Here is a 25,929-nt window from a genome sequence, read left to right on the forward strand (position 1 = left end):
TTCTCTCCAAACGAATGCCATCAGGATTCAGAAGATCGAATCGCCCCTCCAGCAAGGCCGTCCAGAGCGGCAGTTGGGTCTCGTCCCATTCCAAGTCGCCGAATATCGGCAGGGCCGTCTGCAAGAACCACGCGAGCCTCTCGGAGACTCGTCACCTCAGAGGCGGCGCGCTCACAGCCATTCCGTCGGTCGTCGTGGGCGCGATACTGCCGTGGTGGCTTCACCTGTAACGAGGTCACCGACGCCGCCGCGCGAGGTACGAGTACGCAAGCAATTGGGCCCGACAGCGACGAGTGAGGTCAGTAGGTCGCGCCCAACAGATGCGTGCGGTGGCGCCAGGCGAGTGTCAAGCAAGCGGCGCTGGTCTGGCCGAGAGGCTCGCGCGTCGTGAGGCGTTTCACCGTCTCCTCGTCGAAAGGCAGCCCGCGGATCGATTTGTTGTTGTCCAGGGAGAACACGACCTCGCCTTCGGGATTCGTGGCCACCAGGTCACGGAACAAATCGTCGAAGACATTGTCGTCGATCACTGTGACTGTGGCGATGGATGAGTTGAGGCTCAGGGCGTCGAGGATGATGCCGAGGGCGTAGGGGCGTACGTGGCCGGCCGCGCGGGCGGCGGTCATGTCTCGGTAGAAGGGCCAGACGTCGTAGTCGACGGGTACACCGCTGCTGCCGTCGTGTTCTGGCTGGCCGAGCATTTCCTCGGCATATTCGCGGACCATGTTGCGCCAGATGTCCAGGTCACTGGCGATGCTCTGGGGCGAGATGCTCGCGGGTTGGAATTCCCCGGCGGGTAGGAGGCTGTAGTGCCTGCCATTGGTGACCTGCGTTGGGTCGCGTCTGAGCAGGAAGAATGTTCCGCTGCCGTCCGCCCTGTTCCGGCGGATCGTGAGTGTGCTGATGCCCGGGTTGACGATCCGAGACGACAGGTCGAAATGGGTCTGACACCAAGCCTCTGAACGGTAGATGTGACCAGTCGAGCTGGCCGGCGAGCTCAGCTGCCGCTGCCTCGTGTCCCAGCGGCTCGGACACGTCGAGCTTGTCGAAGAAGGTTGCCAGACCGAATGTCATCCTGCCCGCGCCTTCGCTCCACTCGATGTCGGTGAGGCGGTAGCTATGGCGGTTCTCGAACAGTGCTGGTTTCCGTAAGTATCGGATCGCAGCTGTGTAGCGCGAGAAGGCGTGCCCCGGTGCGCGAAGTGGTAGCGCGGGGCGGGCCTCTGCCTCGATCCCCGTGATCCGTGCCTTCGGTGGGTTGTCGTCCCAGTGCAGAACGACCTTCTCAAGCGGCACCGGTCCGCTGGGAAGCCAGGCAGCGGTGCTGATCGCTGGCACGTGCTCTACGCGGAGCGTTGGATCGTACAAGTCGGCCGTTCGTGCGGCCAGGCCGATACCGCTTTCGATCAGGTATTGCCGCACCTCGCGCCAGTGTGTCTGGCTTGCTTCGACAGCGGCGTCGGGCGAAGGCCTCCCGCCAGTCTGGGCTCGCCGAGCTGACGTGTTGGCTGGCGCAGGTGAGAGGGCGCGTTCCTGGTCGGCGAGCAGCATGCCGAAGCGCCGTTGGACGCTCCCGTCAGCATCCTTTAGCGCCGCGTCGAGTACCTCTTGCATGCCCGGTGAGAGCACCATGTCTGGGTTCGCCTCCCAGTTCGCGACGGTGCGGACTCCGGCACCGAGGCGGCTGGCGAAGGCTTCGTTGCTCATGCGCAGGGACGCTCGGAGCGCCGACGCTCGCCGGCCTGTCCACAGGTCCACTACGTCCATCGTGTGAGTCCCTTCGCACTGTCGATCCGGCCGGACTGCACTGTCGCTGCACTGCCGTTGCATCGTCGCGGCATGTTGAGCGAGTCACCTTCAGTATTCACTGGTTCATGTGGCAACCAGGGGCAACGGAGATTCGCTGACTCACTCAGCTTGGGCTTGCCGGGATGAGTCGGTCGCCAGTTGCTCAAGGTGCTCGACTCGCTGCCGTAGCGCGTCGACGTCGGCGCGCAGACTTGCCAGCTCCGAACCGTTGTTCTCAGCGGTAGCAACGAAGACGCCAACCCCCGGCGCGGAGCGGAGGAGGCCTTCCGACTGGAGAGTGTCGATGGCGCGGCGGACCGTCATGAGCGCCACGCCGAAGGTCGTAGCGAGCTTAGGCCCCGCAGGCAGTTTCTCTCCCGGCTTGAGTTCGCCGCTGGCGATCGCTTTGCGGATGCCGGAGGCGACCTGGAGGTAGGCGGGGCCGGTGAGCTTGTCATCCAACTTCATAGCTGAACAGTAGTCCGGGCTAGATCAGCTAGTCATGTCTGCCCGCCGACAGTTGTTGACAGAATTAGACTAGACTAGGCTAGTCTGGACTAGAGTTGTTTTGAGAGGAGAACGGAAATGCAGGAGTCCAGTGAGGGCAAGCGCCAGTGGCTGAACGTCGCGGAGATGGCGAAAGAGCTGGGGATCGCAGAGATGACGCTCTACCGCGCGATCGCAGCGGATGAGTTCCCTGCTGTGCGGATTGGCAGGCGTCTCTTCATCCCCGCCCGAGTCCTAGACCGCATGGCCGAGGCGGCGATCGCGACCGGACGCGTCGTGACGGCGGCTGAGTTCTGCGGCGAAGCCTCATGACCGCAGTCGCGCACGGCGCGACCGTCCAACAACCGATTACAGACCGGCCCCGCGCAGGCGCCAACCAGAACAGGGCCGGTTCTCCCATCACTCAGGTACGAGTTCGAGAGGTCTACAGCATGACTGACGCAGTAGAGGGCGGTATGGAGTGGGTGCCCCGGTTCGGGATGTTGGAGGTTCCGCGGCAGCGCGCGGAGCTGATCCGTGGGTTGTTCGAGTTGGCGGCGTGGGTGGCGGATCACCCGGAGCTGCCGGTGCCGGCGGTGAGGGCCGTGGTCTGGCCGTCGAGCCGGAACGCGGACTTTTCCGCGGCTTGCAGCGAGGTCGACCAGGTCGGTGCCGCGCTCGGTGTTCAGCCGGAGTTGCGCGGCGGGCACTACGACGTGAGCACGGAAATCGGTCCCGTCGAGATCACATCGTTCGCGATTTCTAGCGAGACGATGGCCGCCCACACCGCACACATGTCGTACGCGGAAAACGTACAGCCCGAGGCGATCGCGGCCGAGGCAACGGGTGGTGCGCGATGAGCGAGAACGTACGACTGGATCTGGCTTGGCGGATGCATGACTCGGCCGCGGGTGCGATCGACCGGGCCGATACGAGGTCTGGTTTCGCTGCCACGGTCGAGACCGCCCTGGCTGCGGTTGTTCTGGCCCAGGTTTCGCAGTCACATGGCGCGCCTGTGGCCGTCCGTGTGCTGTTCGGCCTCGCGCTGGTCGCGCTGGCGGCGGCGCTGGGGTCGGCGTTGCTGGTAGTGGTGCCGCGCCTGCACTACACCGGCATCAAGCTGCTGCCGGGGGAGTTCCTCTATTTCGGCGCGGTGCGGGTGCGGTCGATCCGCGAGCTGCGCCAGCACATCGACCCCGGGGTGTACGGCGAGCTGGTCGCTGAGCCGTGGGAGGCGATCAGCCACCACGCGAAGCGGCTCGCCGATATCGCCTGGTCCAAGCACCGTTGGCTGCGGCTCTCATTCGCGAATGCGACCGCTGGCGCGCTGTTCTCGGTGGTCGGTGTGCTGATCGGGGGTGCGCGATGATGCGCCGGCCGACGAGGACCGAGGGCGTGATGGTGCCGCGGTTCACGGCACTGATGGTGGCACTGACCGCTGCCGGTCTCGCGGCGCTCGTGTGGGGCCGGACCCCCGCTCTAACCGAGGCCGGGTACTGGGCGACGGCGACCGGAGTGCTTGGTCTGGTGACCGCGGGCCTGTTGTTCTGGCGGCTGATGCATGGCGCGCTCATCGCGGCCCCGCTGTGGGTGGTCTTGGCTGGCCTGGTCGGCCTTCGTCTGGGCGCTCCGGGTGGCGCGGCGGGGTGGACGATCGCGGCCGGGGCGCTGCTGCTCGTCTCGCTCGGCCTGGTCGCCGTGAATCGCAGTGTCGGTGGCGGGATCGCGGCGGCGCTGTGGCTGGCCTACGCCGGGTTCGTCTTGCACGTGCTGCCGGAGTCGGTGCAGGCGTCGCAGCGCTGGTGGCAGGCACTGGTCGCCTCGGCGGTCGCGGTGCTGGTGACGGCCGGGTTCACGCTGCGGTCGCGCTCGAGTTCCCGTGGACTGCTGCGCCGCCTCGGGCGCGCCGGGCGCGTGACCGACGGCCTGGCGTCGGGCTGGGACGTGCACCGGGTGTCGTCGGCGCGGACGCTGCGCAAGAAGGCCCGCATCGTCCGCCCCTCGCTGGCTGAGGTGCCGGCGTGGAAGCGGCGCTTCGTGCCGCTGGCTCAGTTGGGCGCGACGGTCGCGACGGTCGGTGGGGTCAAGGTCCGCTCGAGCGCGGAGGATCACACGGCGTGGTTCGCTGGGCCGCGGGCGGGCAAGACCGGCGCGTTGATGGGGATTCTGCTGGATGCGCCGGGCGCGGTGATCGCGACGTCGACCAAGACCGACATTCTCGACGTCACCCGCACCCTGCGGGCCAGGCGTGGTCCGGTGTGGGTGTTCGACCCCGACGGCCTGACCGCGGATGGGTCGACGATCACGTTCGATCCGTTGACCGGGTGCACCGATCCGGGTGTGGTGATGGACCGCGCCTCGGACCTGCTGGATGGGGTCGGCGCCAAGAGCGATGACGCCGAGCACTGGCTGAACCTCGCGCGGCAGGCGCTGACGGCGTTGATGCATGCCGCGGCGCTCGGCGGCTACACGATGGCCGATGTTCAGCGGTGGATCGCGCACCCCGACGACACCGCCAAGGGTGACGTGTTGTGGGAGCTGCGCGCCGCGGGCGCGACCGGGTTCGAGCAGCAGGCCACCCAGTTCTTCACCAACAACGAGCGCACCCGCTCCAGCATCTCCACCACGATCATGCCCGCCCTGTCGTGGCTGTCCGTGCCGAGCGCGGCCGCGGCGGCGGCACCCGGCGGGGTGCCGTTCGACGTGGCGCGGCTGCTGGCCGAGACCGGCACCGTGTACCTGCTGGGTGCAGACGACAAGAAGACCGCACCGCTCGTCACCGCGTTGACTGCGCACATTGCCCGCCAGGCCAAGACGCTGGCGGTGCGGACGCCGGGGCGCCGGTTGGATCCGCAGCTGACGATGGTGCTGGACGAGGCCGCGCTGATCTGCCTGATTCCCCTCGATAAGTGGACCGGTGACTTCGGGTCCCGCGGGATCACGCTGCACATCTCGGCCCAGTCCCGCGCCCAGCTGCGGGACCGGTTCGGCGAGGCCGCCGCGGGCGCGCTGATGACCAACGTCACCACGAAGGTGCTGCTGGCCGGCACCGCCGACGACGACGATCTGCAGTTCTGGTCGACGCTGTGCGGGGAACGGCTGGAGCAGGTCACCACCCGCGACCGCACCACCGGCGGCGTGTCGATCAGCGACCGCCGCGTCCCGGTCCTCACCCCGGGCCAGGTCGCGCAACTGCGGGCCGGGCAGGCGTTGATCATCACCCGCGGCATGCCGCCCGCGATCGGGCGCGTGAAGATGGCCTGGAACCGCCACGACCTGCGCCTGGAGCGGTTCCACAACCACCGCACCGTCCAATGGACCAGCCGCCACCTGGCTGCACTCGAGAACCGGGCCGGTGCCCGGCTGCTCACCGACACCGCCTGGCTGCGCGACCAGACCCTCGCCAGGGCCGAGCAGCTGACGAACCTTCGGCGAAGCCTGACCGCGCCTGTGCTGCGACGCATCGCCGGGCGCCTCGACGCGGCGGTGACCTGGCTGGAGGCCACCGACCCGGCCCGGGAGTTCCTGGCCCGGCTTCGACTGGTCGGCGCGATGCGTAAGGCCCGCCTGGCGCTCGCCGCCCGCAGCACCGACCGCGACGCCCGGGAACTCGTTGCCTCTGACAACACAGACGGTGACCGCCCATGACCGCCCACAACAGCGGTGACCACCGCCGCGATGGCGTGGAGTGGGTGCAGCTGTGGGACGGGCGCCGCTGGCCGGGCCGGGTCCGTGGCGGGCTGCCGGAGTTCCGGTTCGGTCAGGCCCCGTCCGGATTGTCCACGCGGCGGCAGTTGCGTGAGCGTGGTTTGTCCCGTGGCGGGCAGGAGCCGTTCGCCCGGTTGACCTGGAAATGGGACCAGCGGTTCGCGTGGCTGTACGTGGACGAGCGCGCCCGGGCCAAGCGGGTCCCGAGCGACAAGCAGCGCGCCGCGGTCACCAAGGCCCTGGCCGCGCGGAAGGTGTGCGCCGAGTGCGGCCCGGTCGATCAGTTCGTCCGGACCACCGACCGGCTGTGCGGCGACTGCCACGCCGCCGGCGTCACACCCACCGAAGGCGGCACCGCCGGGTGGCGCACCGTCCACGCCTGGCAGGACGAAGCCGCTGACGACGACACCGAACACAACGCACGGACGGATGCGTCGGCCGCGGCCAAGCGGGCCGCCGCGGCGCTAACCCGCACGACTGACCGGCTCGACAGCCCCCGCACGCGGACGCACCAGACCGCCCGGGACGAGGAGCTGACCCGCTGGCACGCCGACGACGAAACCGCACGGATCGCCACCGCGCAGACCAATAGCGAGGACCTGAACGACACCTCGTGGAGCGAGAGGGGAGTGGCATGACGACACCGAACACGACACCAACCACGGCGCCGAGCACGGCTGCCGCCGAGCTGCGCGCGTACTACGGCTGCCGCGAAGTGGAGGCGCGCGGCCTGCGGGCGTTGCCCGCCTACGACGAGCACGGCCGGCAGACCGGGCAGGTCGCGATCGACGCCGACGAGTTCTGCGACTGGCTCGACGACCTCTACCAGGGAGACGGCGACTGATGCGCTACGACGACGACAAGGAACCCGGGACCGCCGCGCTCGCGGCGGTCGCCGGCCTGGCCCGCTCGGTCGAGGCCCTGACCCGGGACGTGGCCGCCATGAAGACCGGATTGCAGCAGACCGCGTCCAAGACCGCGGTGGCGTCGCTGAGCAAGACGATCGACTCGCTCGGCGACACGGTGGCCTCGTTCGAGGACCTGCTGACCCGGATCGCTACCAAGCCCGCCGCCCGCAACACCGGCCATGACGCCAATGATGTCGAGCCGGAGCGGTCATGGCTGCGGCTGCCGGAGGACGACGAGGCCGCCGTGCAGGCGGTGTTGAGTGAGTTGCTGCCGTGGCTGGAGAGTACCTATCTGCGGTACGCGACCGCGCGGGAGACGCTGCCGCCGTGCTGGCTGTGGCACCCCGAGATCGTCGAGGAACTGCTGTGGCTGATGGACGCCTGGACCTCCGCCTACGACAGCCCGGAGGCGTCGAACAAGCTCGTCGGTGACTGGCACGACCGCCAGCGCCCCGGCGTGACCCGCCGCATCGGCGAGTACGCCCCGGCCTGCGACGTCCTCGCACACCGCGACACCACCGAACAGCGCGCCGTGGTCGTGCCGCTCGCGGCCGACGCCGACCCGTTCGTCACCTGGTGGGCCACCAACCGCGACACCCACGGCCCCGCCCCGACGCCTGAGCAGATCAAGGCCGGTCGCCGCGGCGGCCTGACCGCCGTCCCCCCCACGACCGCTGGAGCCCAGCGATGACCCCCCAAATCCTCACCCACGCAATCGACCTGCCCAGCTGGGCCGACGCCGGCGCACTGACGTGGCCGACGATCGCCACCGGCCTGGCCGGTCTGCTGATCCTGTCCGGCCTGCTGACCGCGCTGGCCTGGACGATCCGCCGCAGCATTCGCGCAGTCACGGCCGCAATCGCCGCCGGACGGCTCACCACCCGCCGGGTGCTGATCACGGTGGCAGTCGTGGCCGCGCTCGGCGTGGCCGGCGTCGGCGGCGCCCGCTCGTTCACCGCGGTCTCGGTCAAGTTCGACAGCCCGCTCGTGCCGTTGGTTGCCGACGGCATGATCGTGGCCTGCACCGCGCTACGGCTCGCGGCGTTGACGCGCGGGTGGCGCATCCCGGGCGCCCTAGTCACGACGTACGTGTTCATCGGCGGCACGGTGTGGCTGAACATCGACACCGCCCACGGGATCGCCGACGCCCTCGCGCACGCCCTCGCCCCGCTCGCCTACGCCGTACTGGTCGAGATGCTCGCCCACCTCCTGCGCCTGCACCTGCGGCTGGCCCAACCCGCGAAGCCACGGTTGTCGGCGCTGACCTGGCTGACCTCACCGGTGATCACGACCCGCGTGTGGCTGCACCTGTCGCGGACCGGCGCGGACGACCCTGCCGCTGCGCGGGCGCTGGTCCAGCAGGTCGTCCGGATGGCCTCGCGGCTCGCGACCCTGTGCCCGAGCCACAAGGCCTGGCCGTTCGACGCCGCCCGCGCGGCGAGGACCGCGGCCTTGCAGACAATCCGCGACGGACTGCTGTCGGCCACCGACCTGGCCGCGCTGCTGCCGGCCACCGGGGCGTTGACACCGGGGGAGTTGCTCGCGCTGATCGACTCCGCAGCACTCGCCCCGCCCAGCTCCAGCGAGCCCGAAGACGTGGCGAGCGATAGGAACGCCGTGCAACCCTCGGCGGTCAACCCGCTGGGTGCACCGGTCTGGGCGGTCGCCTACCTGCTCGGTGCACTCCGCGCCGTATCCACCGGTGCACCAGTGCAGACCGCCACCCGCACTGCACCACCCGCGCCAGTGCACCAACCGGCCCGCACTGGCATCCCGGACAGTGCACCCGCACCAGTGCATCCGTCGCAGCGCACTGCCGCCCGCTCCGAGACGGCAGTGGCCCACGGCAGTGACGAGCGCACCGACGATGAACTCCTGGCCCTGGTGCGCCACCACTCCGCGACCGAGCACGGCGGGCGCCCGATCAGCCAGCGCGCAATCCGCCGCGTCACCGGCGCCGGAACTCCACGCGCCCGGCGGCTCGCGGAACTGGCCGGGTGGGCCGAGCCCACCGACACGCCAGACGACAACCCGGCCGCCAGGCCCGAGGTCCGTGGACAGCTCCAACTCGTCACCGAGCACGGCGAAACCGCCGACGACAACACCGCCAGCAGCGACAACGGAACCGACGAGGACAGCACCACAAACCGCGAACTCGAAACGAGCAGCAACCGATGACCAAACCGATGAGCACCAGATCAGCAGACAGTCACCAAGACACCAACGGACCCGCAGCGACGATGAACCAACCGACAATCCAGCAGCCGCCAGCAGACAGCAGCAAGACCCAAGAACTCAGATCACACCTATGCATCACGATCAAGTGGAGCCGTTGCTCCGCTTCGCGTTGCCAGGTCAACGTGCCCTCCGGGCCGCGTCGAGCGGGGTGACGGCATGGCAGTGGTGAGCATCAACAGCGGTCACCGCGCTGACTACCTGACCGGCCAGGTCGCCACGGGCCGGGAGAACTACTACACCGGTGCCGTTGCGGCCGGCGAGCCGCCCGGGCGCTGGTTCGGCAAGGGTGCGGAAGCGCTCGGCTTGGCCGGTGAGGTCGACACCCAGGACATGACCGCGCTGTATGAGCGGTTCATCGACCCGCGCGATGAAGCGTTCCGCGACCCGGCGCGGTGGGACGAGGCCGAAACGCTCGGCAACACCGGACGGGCGTACAAGACCGAGGAGCAGGAGTACGCCGACGCACTGGCCAAGGAGCCCGGTGCGGACGCGGAGCGCCGGGCCGAGCTGCGTGCACTGGCTGCTAAGTCGGTGCGGAAGAACGTCGCGTTCCACGATGCGACGTTCTCGGTGCAGAAGTCAGTGACCATCCTGCACACCGCGTTCGAGGCCCAGGAGGTGCAGGCCCGCGGTGCGGCTGAGGCGGCCCGCGGTGCACTGGAGCAGGCGCACCGCACCGGTGACGCTGCGGTGCACCAGTACGGCCAAGCGGTGCAGCGTGCCGAGACCGAGGCCGCGTCGTGGGGGCAGTACCGGCAATCGGTTGAGGATGCGATCTGGGCGGGCAACCAGGCCGCGCTGAATTATCTGCAAGACAAGGCCGGTTACACCCGCATCGGGCATTGGGGCGGCGCTGCGGGCCGCTGGGACGACGCGCACGAGTGGACGGTCGCGTCGTTCTTCCAGCACGACTCACGCGACCACGACCCGCAGTTGCACATCCACAACGCGATCCTGAACCGCGTGCAGGGCACCGACGGCAAGTGGCGGACCGTCGACGGCGAGGCGCTGCACCGCTACCAGCCCGGCGCCGGCGCGGTCGGTGAACGGGTGATGGAGCACCACCTGTCCAAGGCGCTCGGCGTCCGGTTCGAGATGCGCCCGGACGGCAAGTCGCGTGAGGTCGTTGGCATCGACCAACCGGTGATGGACCTGTTCTCCTCGCGGCGCAAGGCGATCACGAAGAAGACCGCCGTACTGGTGCGCGAGTTCGAGGCCCAGTTCCGGCGCGAGCCGACCAACCTGGAACTGGCCCGGTTGCAGCAGACGGCAACGCTGGCGACCCGCAAGGCCAAGTCCCACGACGGCGAGACCGTAGCGGAACGGTTGCAGCGGTGGGATCAGCAGTTGCGCGCCGAGGTTCGCGGCGGACTCGGCATCGTTGCGCGGGACGTCCTCGCGACCACCGGCCGGTCGCCGGTGGCCCAGACCTTCAGCGAGGCCAAGGTGCTGGACATGGCGCTGGCCGAGGTCCAGCGCAAGCAGGCCGAGTGGGAGGCGCCCGACCTGACCCGCGAGATCAGCAACGCGCTCCCTGACGATCTGGGCGACCGTACACCGGCGCAGATCGTGGAGCTGCTCGAGCAGCTCACCGAGAAGGGTCTGCGCAAGGCGGTCGTGCTGGCTGCCGAGCGGCCCGGCGAGTCGCAGCTACCCGCCGAGTTGCGTCTGGCTGACGGTACGTCGGCCTACCGCGCGCCGGGCGGGACCCGGTACGCGACCGGAGACCACTTGAAAGCCGAACGGCAGCTGGCCCGCGCCGGCTATGCCCGCGGTGCCGCGCTCGTGCAACCCCACCTGGCCGAGGCGTTCTGCCGCGAGCTCGGCAAAGCAGGTCTTAAGCTCGGCACCGATCAGGAGGCCGCGGTGCGGGGCATCCTCACCTCCGGCGCGAGGGTGGAGACGCTGATCGGTCCGGCGGGCACGGGCAAGTCTCGTGTTGTCGGCGCGCTGGCCAAGGCCTGGGAGGACCCCAAGCTGTGGTTCGGTGAGCAGCACCGCATGATCGGTCTTGCGGCGTCCCAGGTCGCGACAGAGGTGCTGGCCGCCGATGGGGTCACGGCGCGCAACATCGGCCGCTGGCTGATGACCCAGCAGCACATCGCCGACGGATCTGCCACCCGCGAGGAACTGGCCTGGCAGCTTCGCGACGGCGACCTTGTCGTCGTCGACGAGTCCGCCATGGCAGCCACCAGCGACCTGGCCGCCATCAACCGGCTGTGCGACGAAGCCGGGGCAAAGCTCCTGCTGGTCGGCGACCACCGCCAGCTCGCGGCGGTCGGAGCAGCCGGCGGTATGGAACTGGTTGCCTCCGGCGCGCTCACCCACGAACTGACCGAGACGCGCAGGTTCCAGGCCGAATGGGAAGGCCCGGCGTCGCTTCGGCTCCGTACCGGGGACCAGTCTGTTCTGGGCGAGTACCACAAGCAGGGCCGCATCCTCGACGGCGGAACCGTCGAGCGCGCTCAACACACAGCGGCCGACGCGTGGCTGGCCGACCACCTGAACGGCCTTCACTCGCTGCTGATCGTGGACACCAACGACCAGGCGGCCCAGGTCAGCGCGCAATTGCGCGCCAAGCTCGTGGAGTACGGCCGCGTCGATGACACCGTCACCGTGCCATTGGCCGCGCAGGGCACTCACGCCGGAGCGGGTGACCTGATCCAGGCCCGACACAACGACTGGCGGCTGGCCAAGTACAACGGCAACCAGCGGGCGGTGTTCAACCGTGACGAGTTCGAAGTGATCGAGACTCGGCCCGACGGTGGTCTGATCGTCGCTCCGCTGGAGCGCGGCAGCCGTCGCCGTGTGCCCGGAGAAACCGTCGAGCTGCCCGCATCCTACGTACGCGAGCACGTCGCCCTCGGGTATGCCGCGACCGTTCACTCGTCCCAGGGCCTCACCGTCGACACGGTGCACTCGGTCACCACCCAGAACACCTCGCTCTACGCCCTGTATGTGGCCATGACCCGAGGCCGGGTCGCGAACACCACCCACGTCGTCACCCAAGCCGTCGCCTCGATGGCAGAGATCGGCGAGACCAAGCACGCCCTCAAGCGGTCCCCGCTGGCCGTGCTCGGCGCCGCGTTCGACCTCGAACAGCCACAGATCTCGGCACTTCAAGCCCAGGCCGAAGCCGCCGCCGAAGCAGGCCACCTGCGCACACCGGCCGAACTGCTCACCGACGGCATCGCCGTGGCCACCGCCGGCCGCTGCGCACAGTGGCTCGATGAGCTGACCGAACAAGGCCTGCTGACCCCGCAGCAGCGGACCAAGCTCGCCGCCGAGGACGGCGCCGGCACCCTGGCCACGTTGCTGCGGCGCGCCGAGCTCGCCGGACACGACCCTCGCCACGTGCTCACCGAAGCAGTCACCGCCCGGACACTGACCGACGCCCGCCGCCTGTCCTACGTCCTGCACGACCGCATCACCAAAACCACCCCGCTGGACCCGGTCGGAAACACCCACACCGCCTGGGTGCCCCGACTCGAGGACCCAGCCTGGTCAAGCTACCTGCACGACCTCGCCGCCGAAGCCGACCACCGCGCCACGACCATGGCCGAACAGGTCGCCGCCGACCCGCCCCCGTGGGCCGTCGAAGCATTCGGCCCGGCACCAGCAGAGCGAGACGCCCGCGCGGAGTGGATCGAGCAGGCCGCGGTCGTCATCGCACATCGCGAACTCGCCGACGTGACCGCCGCCGACACAGCCCTCGGCCCCGCACCGAAACCTGGCCAGGTCGAGGCCTACGCCTCATGGCGTGCCGCATGGCGCGCGCTCGGCCGCCCCGACACCCACCGGGCCGAGGCCGAGATGTCCAACGGCCAGCTGCGTGTCCGCGTCCGCGCCTACGAACGCGAACAAGCCTGGGCGCCACCATCAGTGGCCGAAGAACTCGCCGGCACCCGCCAACAGGCCGACAACCAGCGCCGCACAGCGACACTCCGCACCGCAGAAGCCGACGCCACCACCGACCCCGACACCGCGACGCGGCTGCGCGCCGAAGCCACCGAGGCCAACGCCCTCGCGCACGCGCTCGACGCACGCGCCGGCGAGCTGGCGATCGCCGACCAAGCCCGAGCCGAGTGGTACGCCCACACCGCCGCGACCCGCGACGCAGCAGCCCGCGCCGCCGAGGAACTCCAGGAACGCGGGATCGACAACACCGACAACGGCCACACCGCCGACGAATGGCTCGCCGCCGACAGAGGCCACGACACTGTCGAGGACAACCACCGCGTCGTCACCGCCGAACACGAACTGGCCGACATCACACAGCAGCGCGCGACCGACACCATCACCGCCGCACCCGGCCAGGATCACCTGGAGCCCGCACTGGTCAACGATCAGCCCGCCAGCAAGGTAGCGGGGCCAGACGATGCAGTAGGCACCGATCCGACGGCGGAGGCCGTCTCCGACGACATCGCAACCACCACAGTCACCGATCAAGAGGCCGAGACAACCGACGCCATCGTCGACAGTGCCGCACTGGACAGCCAAGCACCGGCCGACATCCGTCAAATAGCCGCAGCCGAAGAACGGATCACAGAGTCCGACACCCCGCGAGTGCCGACCGCGGACGAGTCCGCCGAAGCGGTACGGCGCGCGCAGCGGGCACTGATCGAGATTCATCACCGCCGCGCCGTCGAGGACGACCACGCGGCGAGCGAGACGGCCGAGCGGGACGAGGACCTCGCCCGCTGGCACGCCGACGACACCCAGCCCGACACAGCCAGTCGGAAGACAACGAACCGGGTGGAGCAAGCCGAGGAGGACTCGTTCGGCCTGCACCACTAAGAGATTCGAAGCACGAGCACCACGTGGCGCTCAATCGACATACCCGCCGCCGTGGTGAACAAGCAGCAAGCCATGACGACACGCCCGCGGTCGCAGCCGAACACGGCGACCGACTTGCACAGGCGGACCCGGTGACGCAGAGCGTCCCGGGCTCCGCCCGGGCGAAAGCCCTTCTGTGGCTGGGGTTGGTGGGCGGCTAGCGGACCAGGCCCCCTCCAGCCAAGTCAGTTTCGGCAGTTCTCACCTGGAGGACAAACCGCGTCCACCAGCAGACAACGGCCGAAAGCAACTTGGCCGGAGCCTCTGACCCGGCCCGCTAGGCGGCAGTAGCCGGCAGGCCCCAAAGAACGGGGCTGCCGCAACACAAGCCCACCAGCGGGAGGCCAGACCGATGAGGACCCGGCGAATCAAAAACGTATCCAGCACCGCATGCCAGCCCTGGTGCACCCCACGAGTCCCATGTGGCTCGCCGTACTGCTGCCCGGAGGTCTACACCGTCCGCAGCCCCCGTCGCCGCAAGGGAGGTAAGCGATGAGCAGTTCCCGTGTCGCCACGCACCGTCCCGCGCCGGTCCGCCGCCGCAACCGCCACGACACCCTGATCGCCGTCGACCTGTTCTCCGGGTTCGGTGGGCTGACCCAAGGCATCGTGCGGGCCGGGTTCGACGTGATCACCGCCGCCAACCACAACCAGTACAAGGTCGAGGTGCACGAGGCGAACCACCCAACCACCGAGCACTGGATCGCCGACCTCGCCAACCCGGAATCGTCTGACTACCACTCCGCGCGGGACCTGCCCCCGGGCGACCTTCTCGCCGCCGGAGTGTCGTGCGTGAACCACTCGCTGGCGAACACCGTGCGGGCCTACGACCAAGGCCTGACCCTGTTCAACTTCGAGGACCCAGACTACGAAGAGCGGGTCACCCGCTCCGAGCGTGACCGTGCCACGGCGAACTGCGTCCTGCACTACGCCCAGGCGCATCACCCGCGGCTCATCCTCGTCGAGTGCACGACCCAGCTGCAGTCCTGGGGAAACCTCGTGCCCGGACGCCGGAAGGTCGGGGACGGGACCACCCACCGCTGGTGGCTCAAGCAGTTCGAGAACCTGGGCTACCGCTACAAGATCCTGTTCCTGAACTCGATGTTCTTCGGCGTCGGACAGTCCCGCGACCGCGGCTACTGGGTGTTCTGGGACAAGGCCCTGCCTGCGCCCGACCTCGAGCACCGACCGTCGGCGTGGTGCTCCAGCTGCGACACGGTCGTGGAGTCCGTCTGGACGTGGAAGACCGGCATCCCGCCGACCGGGACCGTCTGCTACGGCAAGCAGTACGAGTACCGGTGCCGATCGTGTCGCCGGCCGGTGGTCCCTCAGTTCACGCCGTCGCTTCACGCCCTCGATCTCTCGAACCTGGGCACCCGGATCGGCGACCGCGCCAAGCCACTCGCTGCGGCGACGATGGCCCGGGCCGAGCGGTGCCGTCAGCGCTTCGCCGAGTTCCCCGCCGTGCTCATGCCCGCCAAATCGACACGCGGCTCCGAGCGCCACCCGTGGCAGCCGATGTCCACCCAGACCAGCCAGCAAGAGACCGCGATCCTGTCCACCGGGCAGGTCCTCGCGGCGCACCGCCGCGGCGGCGACGGGCAGCACATCACCCGCCCCATGGACACAGTAACCGCCACCCACGAGAAGGCCGTGCTGCTTGCCGTGGACAACTTCCAGGGCGCTGCTCGCGGCGTGGGCGAACCTCTGCCGACACAGGGCGGTTCGGAGACGATGGGCCTGCTGTCCTCTGGTGTCGTCCCATTCCGCAAGAACACGACCCCGACGGTCCACGCGGAAGCGATGCCCACTGTCACGGCAGAGCAGATCCCTGGCCTGCTGTTCTCCGGTTGGTACAAGCAGAACGGGTCGACCGGCACTGAGACCGCACCACACCCGGTCACCGACCCGTTTGGCACCCTGACCTCCCGCGACACCACCGCCGTTCTGACGGCCCAGTGGCGCGCGGCCCTCGCCGATCTCACACTCGATGACTGCTACTTCCGCATGATGACCCCCCACGAGATCGGCCGCGGTTGTGGCTTCGACGTCACCTTCGGCAACCACCAAGGAACCTACGTCGTCTGGGGATCCGCCCGCGACAAGGTCGACGGGTATGGCAATGCCGTCACGCCTGCCGTCGGCGAATGGATCGGCGCCCGGCTGCGGGCCATCCTCCACGACGAAGACGTCGCCTGATGTCTCACCCCGGCCGGCGCCCGGGGCCGGCCGGGGTGCGCCAGACCTGCGCATTCCGCCCCACGCCAACCACTCGACCCCTACCCATTCGAACGATGCCCCGAGCAACGACAAGGAGAGCTGATCCGATGCAGTACGCAACCCCAAGCGTGTTCGACGCCCCCACAACGAAGGGAGACCAGCAGTGACGATCAAGGTCCGCCTGTCCGGAGAACCCGACGAGATCACCCGACTCGTCACGCACCTGCGCGACCACTTCGAGGTCGCCGGCAGCGATCGCGCCTACCCCAACCGCGGCTCCTTCGGTGTCCGTGTCTTCCTCGAACTACGCGAGGCCCACCAGGCGGACTCTGAACAAAAGCACCGACCAGCCGACGAGCGCCTGCGGCAACGAGTGCACAGCGAGCGCATCTACCCGCCCACGCGAGAGGTCGAACCGTGAGCACCGCACCACGCACTCGCATGGTCACCGAACTGGGACGCCAGGCGCTGAGCCGCGCCGCGCACTGGCACGCCGACCACGGATTCGCGGTCTTCCCGCTCGCACCGGGCCGAAAGGTGCCAGCCGTCGACAACTGGGAAGCCGCAGCCACCACCAACCACCTGGCCATCGCGCGGACCTGGCGAAGAGCGCCGTACAACGTCGGCGTCGCAACCGGACCATCAGGCCTCGTCGTCGTCGACCTGGACCAGCCCAAGCACCCGCTCGACCTGCCACCAGAGCCCTGGCGAAGCCGCGGCGCAACCACCGGAACCGACGTACTCGCACTGCTGACCAGTGACCACCTGTCCGACCGTGGCGACGAGCACGAGCCGGTACCCACGTACGCCGTCACTACACCTTCACGAGGTCGACACCTGTACTACCAGCAACCCGCAAACCAACAGCTCGGCAACAGCGCCGGACGGATCGGATGGAAGATCGACACCCGCGGTCACGGAGGCTACGTCGTCGGCGCCGGATCTGGCACCGATGCTGGCCGCTACCTCACCGAGACCACCGTGTCACCGCAACCCCTACCCGGCTGGATCATCGACGCGCTCGATACGAACCCACAAGCTGATGTCCTGTCGCGCCACGCTCCCAACGTCAAGAACGCGGACGCATACACCCTCGCCGCGCTCAACGGAGAAATCGAGAAGGTCCTCACCGCCATACCCGGCCAGCGCAACGACACCCTCAACCGTGCCGCCTTCGCCCTCGGCCAGCTCGCCGGCGCACAACTCCTCGACCATCACGAGTCGCGAGGCCGAGTGTTGGGGTCATCACATCGCGCGAGACGAACTCTTGTCCGCAGCCGAGCACATCGGCCTACCGCGCATCGAAGCCGAACGCACCATCAAATCAGGACTCACCAGTGGCGGACGACACCCGCGCCAACGACCCGTCTAGATCCGGAGACCGGCACCGGTCGACAAACCGGCCTTAGGGAGCCACCACAGCGGCTCCCTGAGGCTCTTCCGCGGCCAGGAAACTAACTGGCGTGGGCTTGCTCGACCTGGATCGGCGGCACACCCGACCGGCGCCAGGTCCAGGCCAGAGTCGCGAACACGCCCTCGACGTACCCAGGACGCCCCGGCCACTCCCACCGGCCGACCAGCCGCTCGACGGCTTGGGTCTCTTCATCGATCAGCTCCTCGATCGCGAACACGCTCTTGCGGGTGATCGGGGACCGGGCCAGCTCACTATGCCGGCCATCGATCGGAGCGTCGTACCTGTAGCTGCCATTCGCGATCCAACGACAGGCCCACTGCACACCGGCCAAGTAGCCGTCCTCGAGCCCTTCGACCTTCAGAGCGTCGGCTCGCCGCTCGGCCGCCAGCCACACCCGCGCAAAGTCTGCGACCTGCACACCGCGCAGATGCTCGCGGCGGATGCCGTCGAAGTCGCTGCCCCTGAGCTCCATACCACAGCACGATCCCATGCCCCGGCGACAGTTTCCAGGTGATCAGGGCGTCGTGGGAAGCAACCCGAACCGCTTGAAGGACTCCTCAGTGTCTCGGGCCCGCAGATACATGGCGAGGTGCTCGTGCTGGAACCAGTACCGTCCTTGCGGGCCGGGCTCACAGGGAAGCCGACCCGATCTAGCGAGCCGGTGGACTGTGCGCGTCGGCAGGGTGAGCAGCTCTGCGGCCCTCACGACATTCACCTGACCCGATCGGCCTGCCTGCACGTCCGACCGCGGTGGGTGGGATTCGGCGTACCGCTCGACCTCTCGGCGAAAGACTGGAAACGTGGAGTTGGGGCAGGGGCCAAGTACGCCGGCCGCGACCAGTTCGCGGACGTCGCCGATCGTCCGGCTCAGGATGCGGGCAGCCTCGCTGAGAGCGATCGGTTCGTCGCGGTCGCGCAGGGCTTCGAGCGAAGGTCGGTGGTAGCGGCGGTAGCCGGTGCCACGTTCGATGAGTCCGCGGTGCGCCATTCGTGAACGGTGCTCTCGCTCACCCCGAGAACCAGCGCGGCCCGTTCTGCTGACCGTGGGGGCGAACGCCGCGACAAGTCCCGCCAGCAGACACAGAGCGGTTCCGATGAGGAGGGGTTTGAAGCGACCCACCCGGTCGGACAGCGGCGAAGACGAGTTGGCCCAGCCCGGGGGGATCAGGAGCAGCGTGCGGGGGTCGTCGCTGTTGCGCACGGCGTAGCTGCGGACGAGCTGGTTCAGGGCCGACTTCGAGGCGCGGTAGATCTCGAAGCCACCACGGGTGTTGTTCGCGATGCTTCCTTCGCCGGACGACATGAGCCCGATCGTGCCGTCCGGCTTCACCAGCGCTTTCAGCGCCTCGATGACGCGGAGGGGGCTGAGGGCGTTGGTGATCATGAGGGGGGTGAACTCGTCGGTGTCGACGTCCGCTGGCGTCTCGTCGGGGCCGTTCGTCACGTCGGCACGACGATGGTTCGTCACGAAGATGCACTCGTGTCAACTCTGCGCGTGGCTGGAGCCGTAGCGGTGCCGGAAGAGCAGGTACGCCACGCTTCCGGCGAGCAGCGGGAGCCAGTACGCGACGATGCGGTAGAACAAGGTCGCCGCCAGGGCGTCGCCGCTGGGCACTCCCGCGATGGTGAGCGTCCCGACCAGGCCGGCCTCGACGAATCCGAGCCCGCCGGGAGTGAACGGCAGCAGCGCCAGGAGCTCTCCCGCGACGTACGCGAGGACGACGAGCGACGGTCGCGGGTCGGCTCCGACGGCGTGAAGTGCGGCAAGCAGGGCGAGGTAGTCGAAGACGGTGTTGCCCACGGCCGCCGACAGTGTCGTCTTCCAATGCCGGCCGGCCGTCGAGCGGACGAAGTCGCGATCGACGAGCAACCGCTGCGGAATGTCGGTAACGTGCTTGTGTCGCCTGATGGTCGCGTTGATGAGCCACTGAATCGCGCGGCCTGCCAGTTCGACTGGCGTGTCGCCGACGAAGGCGGCCGTACCCGCTGCCAGGAGTGCCACGAGTACGGCGGCGCCGAGGTAGGCGGCATCCTCCAGGCTGTGGTTGATCGTCGCGCCGCCGAGGATCGCTGGTAGCGCGAGCACGGGCAGGGAGAATGTCGTTGCCATCTGCAGGATGGAGGCTGCGCCGAGCGCGGTGACGATCTGGCCTGTGTCGGCGACGCCGGCCTTGCGCAGCACCGAGGCCGTGACCGCCGTGGAGGTAGCGCCACCGCCGGGCAGGACGTGGGCCGCGGCGAACCCACTGAGCTGCGCAGCAGCGACGGTGAGCCACGCGCGGGTGCCCAGTACGATGCGATCGACCTCCCACAGACACAGGTAGCTTGCGATCTCGCAGGCGAAGGCCAGGATCGCGAAGGGCCAATCCAGATGGGAGAGCGATCGCCACGACCCGAAGACCGAAAGCAGGCTTGGGAGCAGCAGGTACAGCGACACGCCGCCGAGCACGAGGAGGACGGCCGGGCGTGCCCGCCGCCACCACCCGCCCGTGCCTCGTGTCGGCGGCTCCGCCGCCGCGGATCCGTCATGGTCTGCGGGCACGCTCAGCCTTGCGCGACATCCGGTAGTCGGCACGTTTCACGGCGCGGAGTCGTCATGTCGGCATGATCCCATGGCCGACCTGGCTAGCGACGGGTGGCGGAGGTCAGGCATGTGAATTATGGACTTGGTTGTCACGTTCAGTCATCTGTGCAGCCGGGGCGGTCAGTCGGTTGGCCGAGCGCCACTGCTCGCGACGACTTCTTCCGGTGCGGGCACGGTCATGAGCACCAACCTCGCTGTCGCCACGTTGTACGCGGCGTGGGAGATTCCGGTCGCCATCGCGAATCTCGAGGTTGGTGAATCTCAGCTCGGTCACGAGCTGACGTCTAGTGCGGACTGCATGCGGGCTGTGCTCTATGCCCACCACACTGCCTCCGGTCCGACCCGCCCGGCGAGTAGATCCAGAGAGTCCCTCGGGCCGTACGCGAGCTCGCCTACCGAATGTCGGGCGCGCAGCTCGACTCGGTCGAACAACCACGCCGCGGCATCGGCGAGCAACATCGCCTCCCGACGCAACCGATCCTGCTCTGCCGGGCCACATCCGAGGAAGTACTGATCAGCTCTGGTTCGAACCGAACCTCGAGCACGATCGCAATTGCACAGGTGAGTAGTCGGGCCAACTGTCCGCATTTGTTGCCTACTGCAACGCTTCTGTCAACGCAAACGGGAGTCAGAACAGGTTGCGTCCCGCGGAGTGGGGTCGTCGGGTCGTCACGTGGTACTCGGTCAGCTGTGGCGCCAGGCCGCGCCATGCTACGCGCGCTGAGTCGTAGAGCACCAGGCCAGCGGGTTGTGCAGCTTTGGCATCGCATGGATTGCGCGGACCCGGCGTCGTCGACGAGCGAAGCTCCTTGGAGCAGGGAGCCCTGCGGCGTAGCGTAGTTTGGGTCGTGATGGGAGGGGGTTCAGCCGTGTCTACCAACGCCCCATCGTCGAAGCGAATTGCACGGTTCATCGAGCCGTTCCGTATGGCCTCGGGTTCGCAGGTGACGCTCGCTGAGGAATTCGATCCCGCGTTCAAGGCGGGGGTCGAGAAGAAGAAGGACTGCGCCGAGCTGTTGACCGAGGGGATCGAGCTGCTTGCGGGCTCCTACCAGGCCCCGGCTTGCGGCTCAGGCCACCGTCGGCGTCGTCGTCGTTCTTCAGGCGCTGGACGCGGCAGGCAAGGACGGGGCGATCCGCCACGTGATGAGCGGCGTGAATCCCCAGGGCGTGAGAGTCGAGAGCTTCAAGGTTCCCTCGGCGGCCGACCTGAACCACGACTTCCGGCACCGGTACTGGGAGCGCCTGCCGTCCAGGGGCGAGATCGGTATCTTCAACCGCTCCCATTACGAGGAGGTGCTTGTCGTCCGCTTGCACCGGGAGAACCTCGTCCGCCAGAAGCTGCCGCTCGAGACGCGCGGACCACGTCTGGAAGCACAGGTACGAAGCGATCAACAACTGGGAGCGGTATTTCGTCGAGAACGGCTTCAGGATCGTGAAGCTGTTCCTCAACCTCTCGAAGGAGGAGCAGCGCGTCCGTTCCCTGAGGCGCATCGACCTGCCAGAGCACAACTGGAAGTTCTCGGCGCACGATGTGCAGGAGCCCCGGTCCCGGGACGACTACCAGGAGGTGTTTCGCAGATGCTGAGCCACACGAGCACCGAGTGGGCTCCCTGGCATGTGATCCCGGCGGACCGCCAATGGTTTGCCCGAATCGCCGCCGCGGCGGTCATTGCCAACGCACTGATCGAGCTCGACCCGCAGTACCCGACACTCGACGACGATGCGCTCCGAGACCTGCAGGCGACGAAGATCGAGCTCGAATCAGAGGCACCCAAGGGGCGGTCCCGGATCCGTTCGCATGGGCTCTCGCCGAGCAGGAGGCGTGAGCGATGACCGGCAGGTTCGTCGCGGCCATCGACCACGGCACCACCAGCACGCGCTGCTTGCTGTTCGGCGAGGATGGCGCCGCGGTGGCAACCGCGCAGCGCGCACAGACCATGTACTACCCCGGACCTGGCCTGGTCGAGCTCGACATGGCCGAGGTCTGGCAGCGAACCCAGGAGTGCATCCATGAGGCGCTCGCCGCGGCGGATGCCAAGCCGGCCGATGTCGCCGGGATCGGAATCACGAACGAGCGCGAGTCCGTCGTGCTGTGGGATCGTCGTACCGGACGCCCGGCAGCGAACTCGATCACCTGGCAGGACACTCGGACGGCGGCCGCCGCCGACACGCTGGCGGCCGACGGAGGCATCAATCGGTTCCAGCGGGGCACCGGCCTGCCGATCTCGACCTATTCCTCGGCTCTCAAGCTCCGCTGGCTGCTCGATCAGGACCCCGCCAGGCGGGAGGCGGCCGACCGGGGCGACCTGTTGTTCGGCACGCCCGACACCTGGCTGCTGTGGAACCTCACCGGCGGTCCTGATGGCGGCGTGCACGTGACCGAGCCGAGCAACGCCAGTCGAACGCTTCTGATGAACCTGCACACGGTCGAGTGGGATCAGGAACTGCTGGACGTCATGGAGATCCCGCGTGCGCTACTCCCGGAGATCCGTTCCTCGAGCGAGGTCTACGGCACCGCGAGGGGTGATCTGGCCGGCGTCCCCGTTGCCGGCGTACTCGGCGACCAGCAGGCCTCGTTGCTGGGTCACACGTGTTTCGACCACGGTGACATGAAGAGCACCTACGGCACCGGAGCGTTCCTGCTCGTCAACCTCGGGACGGAGCCGGTGATGTCCGAGCATGGCTTGATCACGACGGTCGCCTGGAAGCTGGGCGACGCCGACGCGGTCTACGCGCTCGAGGGGTCGGTCTCGATGGCCGGCGCCCTGGTCCAATGGCTGGGCGAGAACCTCGGAATCATCGTGGACGCTTCCGAGGTCGAGACGCTCGCGCGCTCGGTCGAGGACGCGGGCGGTGTGGTGTTCGTCCCCGCGTTCTCCGGCCTGTTCGCGCCGTACTGGCACGACGATGCGCGCGGGGTGATCGTCGGCCTGACACGGTTCGCCACCAAGGGACACATCGCACGGGCGGCGCTGGAGGCCACGGCGTATCAGACCTACGACCTGGTTGAAGCGATGCTTGCCGACACCGGTCTGGCGGAGCTCGGCGAGCTCCGAGTTGATGGGGGCATGACCAAGAACGACCTGCTGATGCAGTTTCAGGCCGACCTCCTCGGCGCCCATGTGGTCGCCCCGGCCGCGGCTGAGATCACCGCGACCGGCGCTGCCTACGCCGCGGGGCTTGCGACCGGGTTCTGGTCGGGGCTCGACGATCTGCGCGCGAACTACACCATCACGCACGGCTGGGAACCGCACATGAGCGCAAACGAACGGGCGCGCCGTGTCGCCGGCTGGCGCATCGGTGTGGAACGCACGCTGGGCCTGGCCGGGAAAACGGGCTGACGAAGTAACAGGCCGACGAACTGACAGCGAGCGCCTGACATGGCGCCGTCGATCACCCGGACGATGAGCTCGGGGCGGAAGTGCAGCGACTGACCCTGGGTTGGGCCGGAGTCGTCGAGCAGTGCGCGCAGCTGGCTGCACGCGGACGCCGCCATGTCCCGCATCGGCCGCGACCACGACCGGCGGCTCCGCTCCAATTGGCGAGCACGCCAACTTCATCTCGCGACCAGCGGTTGTGCTGACGGTGAAAGCAACCTGCTGTGAAGTGGAGCGGTCCAAGGAACCGCTGCACACGCCAGGAAGCCTTCGTGTCCCGTCAACGCAACTGCGCACCCTCGACACCGAGACCGGCGCAGGTGTCTGCGGTGGCGAGGCGGATGATCCTGTCTAGACGTCGACGTATGAGCCGATGATGACGGTGCGGTCGCCGGGGAGGCCGAAGTGTTCGGCGGCGTCGGCGGTGATGTAGGAGGTGGCGATGAAGAGGCTCTTACGCCACGGAGCCATGGTCGGGGCTTTGCCTCGCCGGAGGTCGATCTTGGACAGGAAGTAGGAGGCCTGATCGAGCTGCAGCCGTCCCTCGGTCTCGTCCGGGTCGAGCAGCGCCACCGTGCTCGGCACGTTGGGAGTTTCCATGTAGCCGAACTGGGCGGTGACGTGGATGATGCCGTCGTCGCGGTACCCGAGGTCGTCCACGACGAGCCGCCGGTCGGGGCCGATGCGCGGCACGGGCTCGGTCTCGATCGCGAGGATGACGACCTGCTCGTGCCGGACGTGGTTGTTCTCGACATTGGCGCGCAGCGCCAGGGGGGTGGTCTGGCCGCCACGATTCAGGAAGACCGCCGTACCAGGGACTCGCCGCGCGGCGAGTTTCCGTTCGCGCAGTTGGTCCACGAAGTCATCGAGTGGGCCTTCGCGCCGCTCGCGTTCGGCGGTGACGATCGCGCGGCCGCGTTGCCAGGTCGTCATGACGGTGAACGCGGTGATAGCGATCAGGAGTGGAAGCCAGGCGCCGTGGACGAGCTTGGTCAGGTTCGCCGCGACGAACAGCAGATCCACTGACAGCAGGATTGTCGCGCCGATGCCGATCAACCAAGGGCTCAGGTGCCATCGGCGCCGAGCGACGTAGAAGAACAGAAGGGTTGTGATGGTGATGGTTCCTGTCACCGCCATGCCGTAGGCATAGGCGAGTGCCGCGGAGCTGCGGAAGGCGAAGATCAGGATCAGCACCGACACCATCAGGATCCAGTTGATCCAGGGCACGTAGATCTGGCCGGCCGTCGACTCCGATGTGTGCGCGATCCGGAGTCGGGGGAGGTAGCCCAGCTGGGCTGCTTGGGATGCTACCGAGTATGCGCCGGTGATGACGGCTTGAGAGGCGATTACGGTTGCGGCGGTGGCCAGTAGGACGAGCGGCAGCTGTCCCCAGCCGGGAGCGAGCATGAAGAAGGGATTGCTGATGTTGGCCGGATCCTCGAGGATCGACGCGCCCTGACCAAGGTAGTTGAGAACCAGGGCTGGGAACACGAGCACGAGCCAAGCACGGGTGATCGACCGGCGGCCGAAATGCCCCATGTCGGCGTACAGAGCTTCGGCCCCGGTCACCGTGAGCACGATCGCTGCCAGGGAAAAGAACGCGATGCTGAAGTGGCCGATAAGGAAGCCCAGCGCGTACGTGGGGGACAGCGCCTTGAGGATACTCGGGTGTTCGGCGATTCCACTGATGCCGTTCGCGCCGATGACCACGAACCAGACGAGCATGATCGGTCCGAACACACGTCCCACGACCGCCGTTCCCCGACGCTGCACGGCGAACAGCAACACGATGATCACCGCGGTGATCGGTACGACGAACTGGTCGAGCGAGGGCTCGACGACCTTGAGGCCCTCGACGGCTGACAGGACGGAGATCGCCGGGGTGATGATGCTGTCGCCGAAGAACAGAGATGCGCCGAAGATTCCCAGTGCCGCCAGCACGACCGCAGTGCGCCCACCCTGTGTGCCCAGCCGGCGCAGGAGCGTGATCAGGGCCATGATGCCGCCCTCGCCGTCGTTGTCGGCACGCATCGCCAGCAGGACGTAGGTGACCGTGACGATAATCATGACCGACCAGAAGATCAGCGAGACCACGCCGTACATGTTCTCCGTGCTGACCGGGACAGGATGCGGATCGCTGGGATTGAACACTGTCTGCAGGGCGTAGATCGGGCTGGTCCCGATGTCGCCGAACACTACGCCGAGTGCACCCACGAGCACCGCGAGCCGCAGCCGATCGCCTCCACTCGTGCCGCCGGTACGGCGAGGACGCGACTTGTGGCTGTCATCTATCCCTGTCGTGCGTCGACGCTCGGTCATCGAGGTCCACCTACTCCGCGGTCGCGTAGGCCGTGTTGGCCCGTGAATCGT

21 protein-coding genes and 1 pseudogene are annotated in these 25,929 nt (G+C 68.2%); 14 read left to right on the plus strand and 8 right to left on the minus strand.

Annotated features, from left to right (window positions below; all coding sequences use genetic code 11):
• Window positions 1–299 precede the first annotated feature (299 nt).
• The 3 genes from E0H75_RS07160 to E0H75_RS07170 form a co-directional block, all read right to left on the minus strand.
• Complete coding sequence (locus tag E0H75_RS07160; protein ID WP_131512383.1) at window positions 300–722, minus strand: hypothetical protein; 423 nt, start codon at window positions 720–722, stop codon at window positions 300–302.
• A gap of 19 nt (window positions 723–741) precedes the next feature.
• A complete protein-coding gene (locus E0H75_RS07165; protein WP_131512384.1) occupies window positions 742–1,704 on the minus strand; it encodes a hypothetical protein in 963 nt (320 codons plus the stop codon).
• A 201-nt stretch (window positions 1,705–1,905) separates the two neighbouring features.
• Window positions 1,906–2,253 carry a GntR family transcriptional regulator gene (locus tag E0H75_RS07170; protein ID WP_131512385.1) on the minus strand — a complete coding sequence of 116 codons (348 nt, stop codon included), beginning with the start codon at window positions 2,251–2,253 and terminating at the stop codon, window positions 1,906–1,908.
• A gap of 117 nt (window positions 2,254–2,370) precedes the next feature.
• On the opposite strand from E0H75_RS07170, the gene E0H75_RS07175 reads away from it, so the two are divergent.
• The 12 genes and pseudogenes from E0H75_RS07175 to E0H75_RS44920 all read left to right on the plus strand — a co-directional run.
• Window positions 2,371–2,604, plus strand: coding sequence for a helix-turn-helix domain-containing protein (locus E0H75_RS07175; RefSeq protein ID WP_131512386.1), 234 nt, complete (start codon window positions 2,371–2,373; stop codon window positions 2,602–2,604).
• 119 nt (window positions 2,605–2,723) lie between these two features.
• Entirely contained in the window at window positions 2,724–3,131 is a 408-nt protein-coding gene (locus E0H75_RS07180) for a hypothetical protein (RefSeq protein WP_131512387.1), read from the plus strand.
• Window positions 3,132–3,163: 32 nt separating this feature from the next.
• Window positions 3,164–3,640, plus strand: coding sequence for a Pycsar system effector family protein (locus E0H75_RS07185; RefSeq protein ID WP_131512388.1), 477 nt, complete (start codon window positions 3,164–3,166; stop codon window positions 3,638–3,640).
• Window positions 3,637–5,919 (plus strand): type IV secretory system conjugative DNA transfer family protein, encoded by a 2,283-nt coding sequence (locus E0H75_RS07190; protein WP_131512389.1) that lies wholly within the window; start codon window positions 3,637–3,639, stop codon window positions 5,917–5,919. The genes E0H75_RS07185 and E0H75_RS07190 overlap by 4 nt, the downstream gene beginning before the upstream one ends.
• The gene (locus E0H75_RS07195) at window positions 5,916–6,617 is read left to right on the plus strand and encodes an RRQRL motif-containing zinc-binding protein (protein ID WP_131512390.1); all 702 of its coding nucleotides are present in this window, start codon (window positions 5,916–5,918) and stop codon (window positions 6,615–6,617) included. The genes E0H75_RS07190 and E0H75_RS07195 overlap by 4 nt, the downstream gene beginning before the upstream one ends.
• Window positions 6,614–6,823 carry a hypothetical protein gene (locus E0H75_RS07200; RefSeq protein ID WP_131512391.1) on the plus strand — a complete coding sequence of 70 codons (210 nt, stop codon included), beginning with the start codon at window positions 6,614–6,616 and terminating at the stop codon, window positions 6,821–6,823. The genes E0H75_RS07195 and E0H75_RS07200 overlap by 4 nt, the downstream gene beginning before the upstream one ends.
• On the plus strand, window positions 6,823–7,578 hold the full coding sequence (locus E0H75_RS07205) for a hypothetical protein (protein WP_131512392.1): 756 nt from the start codon (window positions 6,823–6,825) through the stop codon (window positions 7,576–7,578). Before E0H75_RS07200 ends, E0H75_RS07205 begins: the two co-directional genes overlap by 1 nt.
• Window positions 7,575–9,065, plus strand: coding sequence for a DUF2637 domain-containing protein (locus tag E0H75_RS07210; protein WP_131512393.1), 1,491 nt, complete (start codon window positions 7,575–7,577; stop codon window positions 9,063–9,065). The genes E0H75_RS07205 and E0H75_RS07210 overlap by 4 nt, the downstream gene beginning before the upstream one ends.
• Before the next feature lie 216 nt (window positions 9,066–9,281).
• Complete coding sequence (mobF, locus tag E0H75_RS07215) at window positions 9,282–13,922, plus strand: MobF family relaxase (RefSeq protein WP_131512394.1); 4,641 nt, start codon at window positions 9,282–9,284, stop codon at window positions 13,920–13,922.
• Between the two features lie 531 nt (window positions 13,923–14,453).
• Entirely contained in the window at window positions 14,454–16,160 is a 1,707-nt protein-coding gene (locus E0H75_RS07220; protein WP_131512395.1) for a DNA cytosine methyltransferase, read from the plus strand.
• Between the two features lie 184 nt (window positions 16,161–16,344).
• Complete coding sequence (locus E0H75_RS07225) at window positions 16,345–16,602, plus strand: hypothetical protein (RefSeq protein WP_131512396.1); 258 nt, start codon at window positions 16,345–16,347, stop codon at window positions 16,600–16,602.
• Window positions 16,603–16,622: 20 nt separating this feature from the next.
• Window positions 16,623–17,129, plus strand: a pseudogene (locus E0H75_RS44920) (bifunctional DNA primase/polymerase); the annotation flags it as partial.
• Between the two features lie 48 nt (window positions 17,130–17,177).
• Here the strand turns inward: E0H75_RS44920 and E0H75_RS43955 are convergent.
• The 4 genes from E0H75_RS43955 to E0H75_RS07245 form a co-directional block, all read right to left on the minus strand.
• On the minus strand, window positions 17,178–17,396 hold the full coding sequence (locus E0H75_RS43955; RefSeq protein WP_238162876.1) for a hypothetical protein: 219 nt from the start codon (window positions 17,394–17,396) through the stop codon (window positions 17,178–17,180).
• Window positions 17,397–17,635: 239 nt separating this feature from the next.
• Window positions 17,636–18,067 carry a hypothetical protein gene (locus E0H75_RS07235; protein ID WP_131512398.1) on the minus strand — a complete coding sequence of 144 codons (432 nt, stop codon included), beginning with the start codon at window positions 18,065–18,067 and terminating at the stop codon, window positions 17,636–17,638.
• Between the two features lie 42 nt (window positions 18,068–18,109).
• On the minus strand, window positions 18,110–19,063 hold the full coding sequence (locus E0H75_RS43960) for an SDR family oxidoreductase (RefSeq protein WP_238162877.1): 954 nt from the start codon (window positions 19,061–19,063) through the stop codon (window positions 18,110–18,112).
• A gap of 15 nt (window positions 19,064–19,078) precedes the next feature.
• On the minus strand, window positions 19,079–20,137 hold the full coding sequence (locus E0H75_RS07245; RefSeq protein ID WP_165553496.1) for a lysylphosphatidylglycerol synthase transmembrane domain-containing protein: 1,059 nt from the start codon (window positions 20,135–20,137) through the stop codon (window positions 19,079–19,081).
• 1,080 nt (window positions 20,138–21,217) lie between these two features.
• Between E0H75_RS07245 and E0H75_RS45215 the strand changes: the two genes are divergently transcribed.
• Window positions 21,218–22,015, plus strand: coding sequence for a polyphosphate kinase 2 family protein (locus E0H75_RS45215; protein WP_202872848.1), 798 nt, complete (start codon window positions 21,218–21,220; stop codon window positions 22,013–22,015).
• A complete protein-coding gene (gene glpK, locus E0H75_RS07255; protein ID WP_131512400.1) occupies window positions 22,012–23,523 on the plus strand; it encodes a glycerol kinase GlpK in 1,512 nt (503 codons plus the stop codon). Before E0H75_RS45215 ends, glpK begins: the two co-directional genes overlap by 4 nt.
• Window positions 23,524–23,910: 387 nt before the next feature.
• Here glpK and E0H75_RS07260 read toward each other — a convergent pair whose 3' ends face one another.
• Complete coding sequence (locus tag E0H75_RS07260) at window positions 23,911–25,878, minus strand: potassium transporter Kup (protein ID WP_131512401.1); 1,968 nt, start codon at window positions 25,876–25,878, stop codon at window positions 23,911–23,913.
• Window positions 25,879–25,929: the final 51 nt, after the last annotated feature.

The organism is Kribbella capetownensis, assembly GCF_004331485.1.
Lineage (GTDB): Bacteria > Actinomycetota > Actinomycetes > Propionibacteriales > Kribbellaceae > Kribbella > Kribbella capetownensis.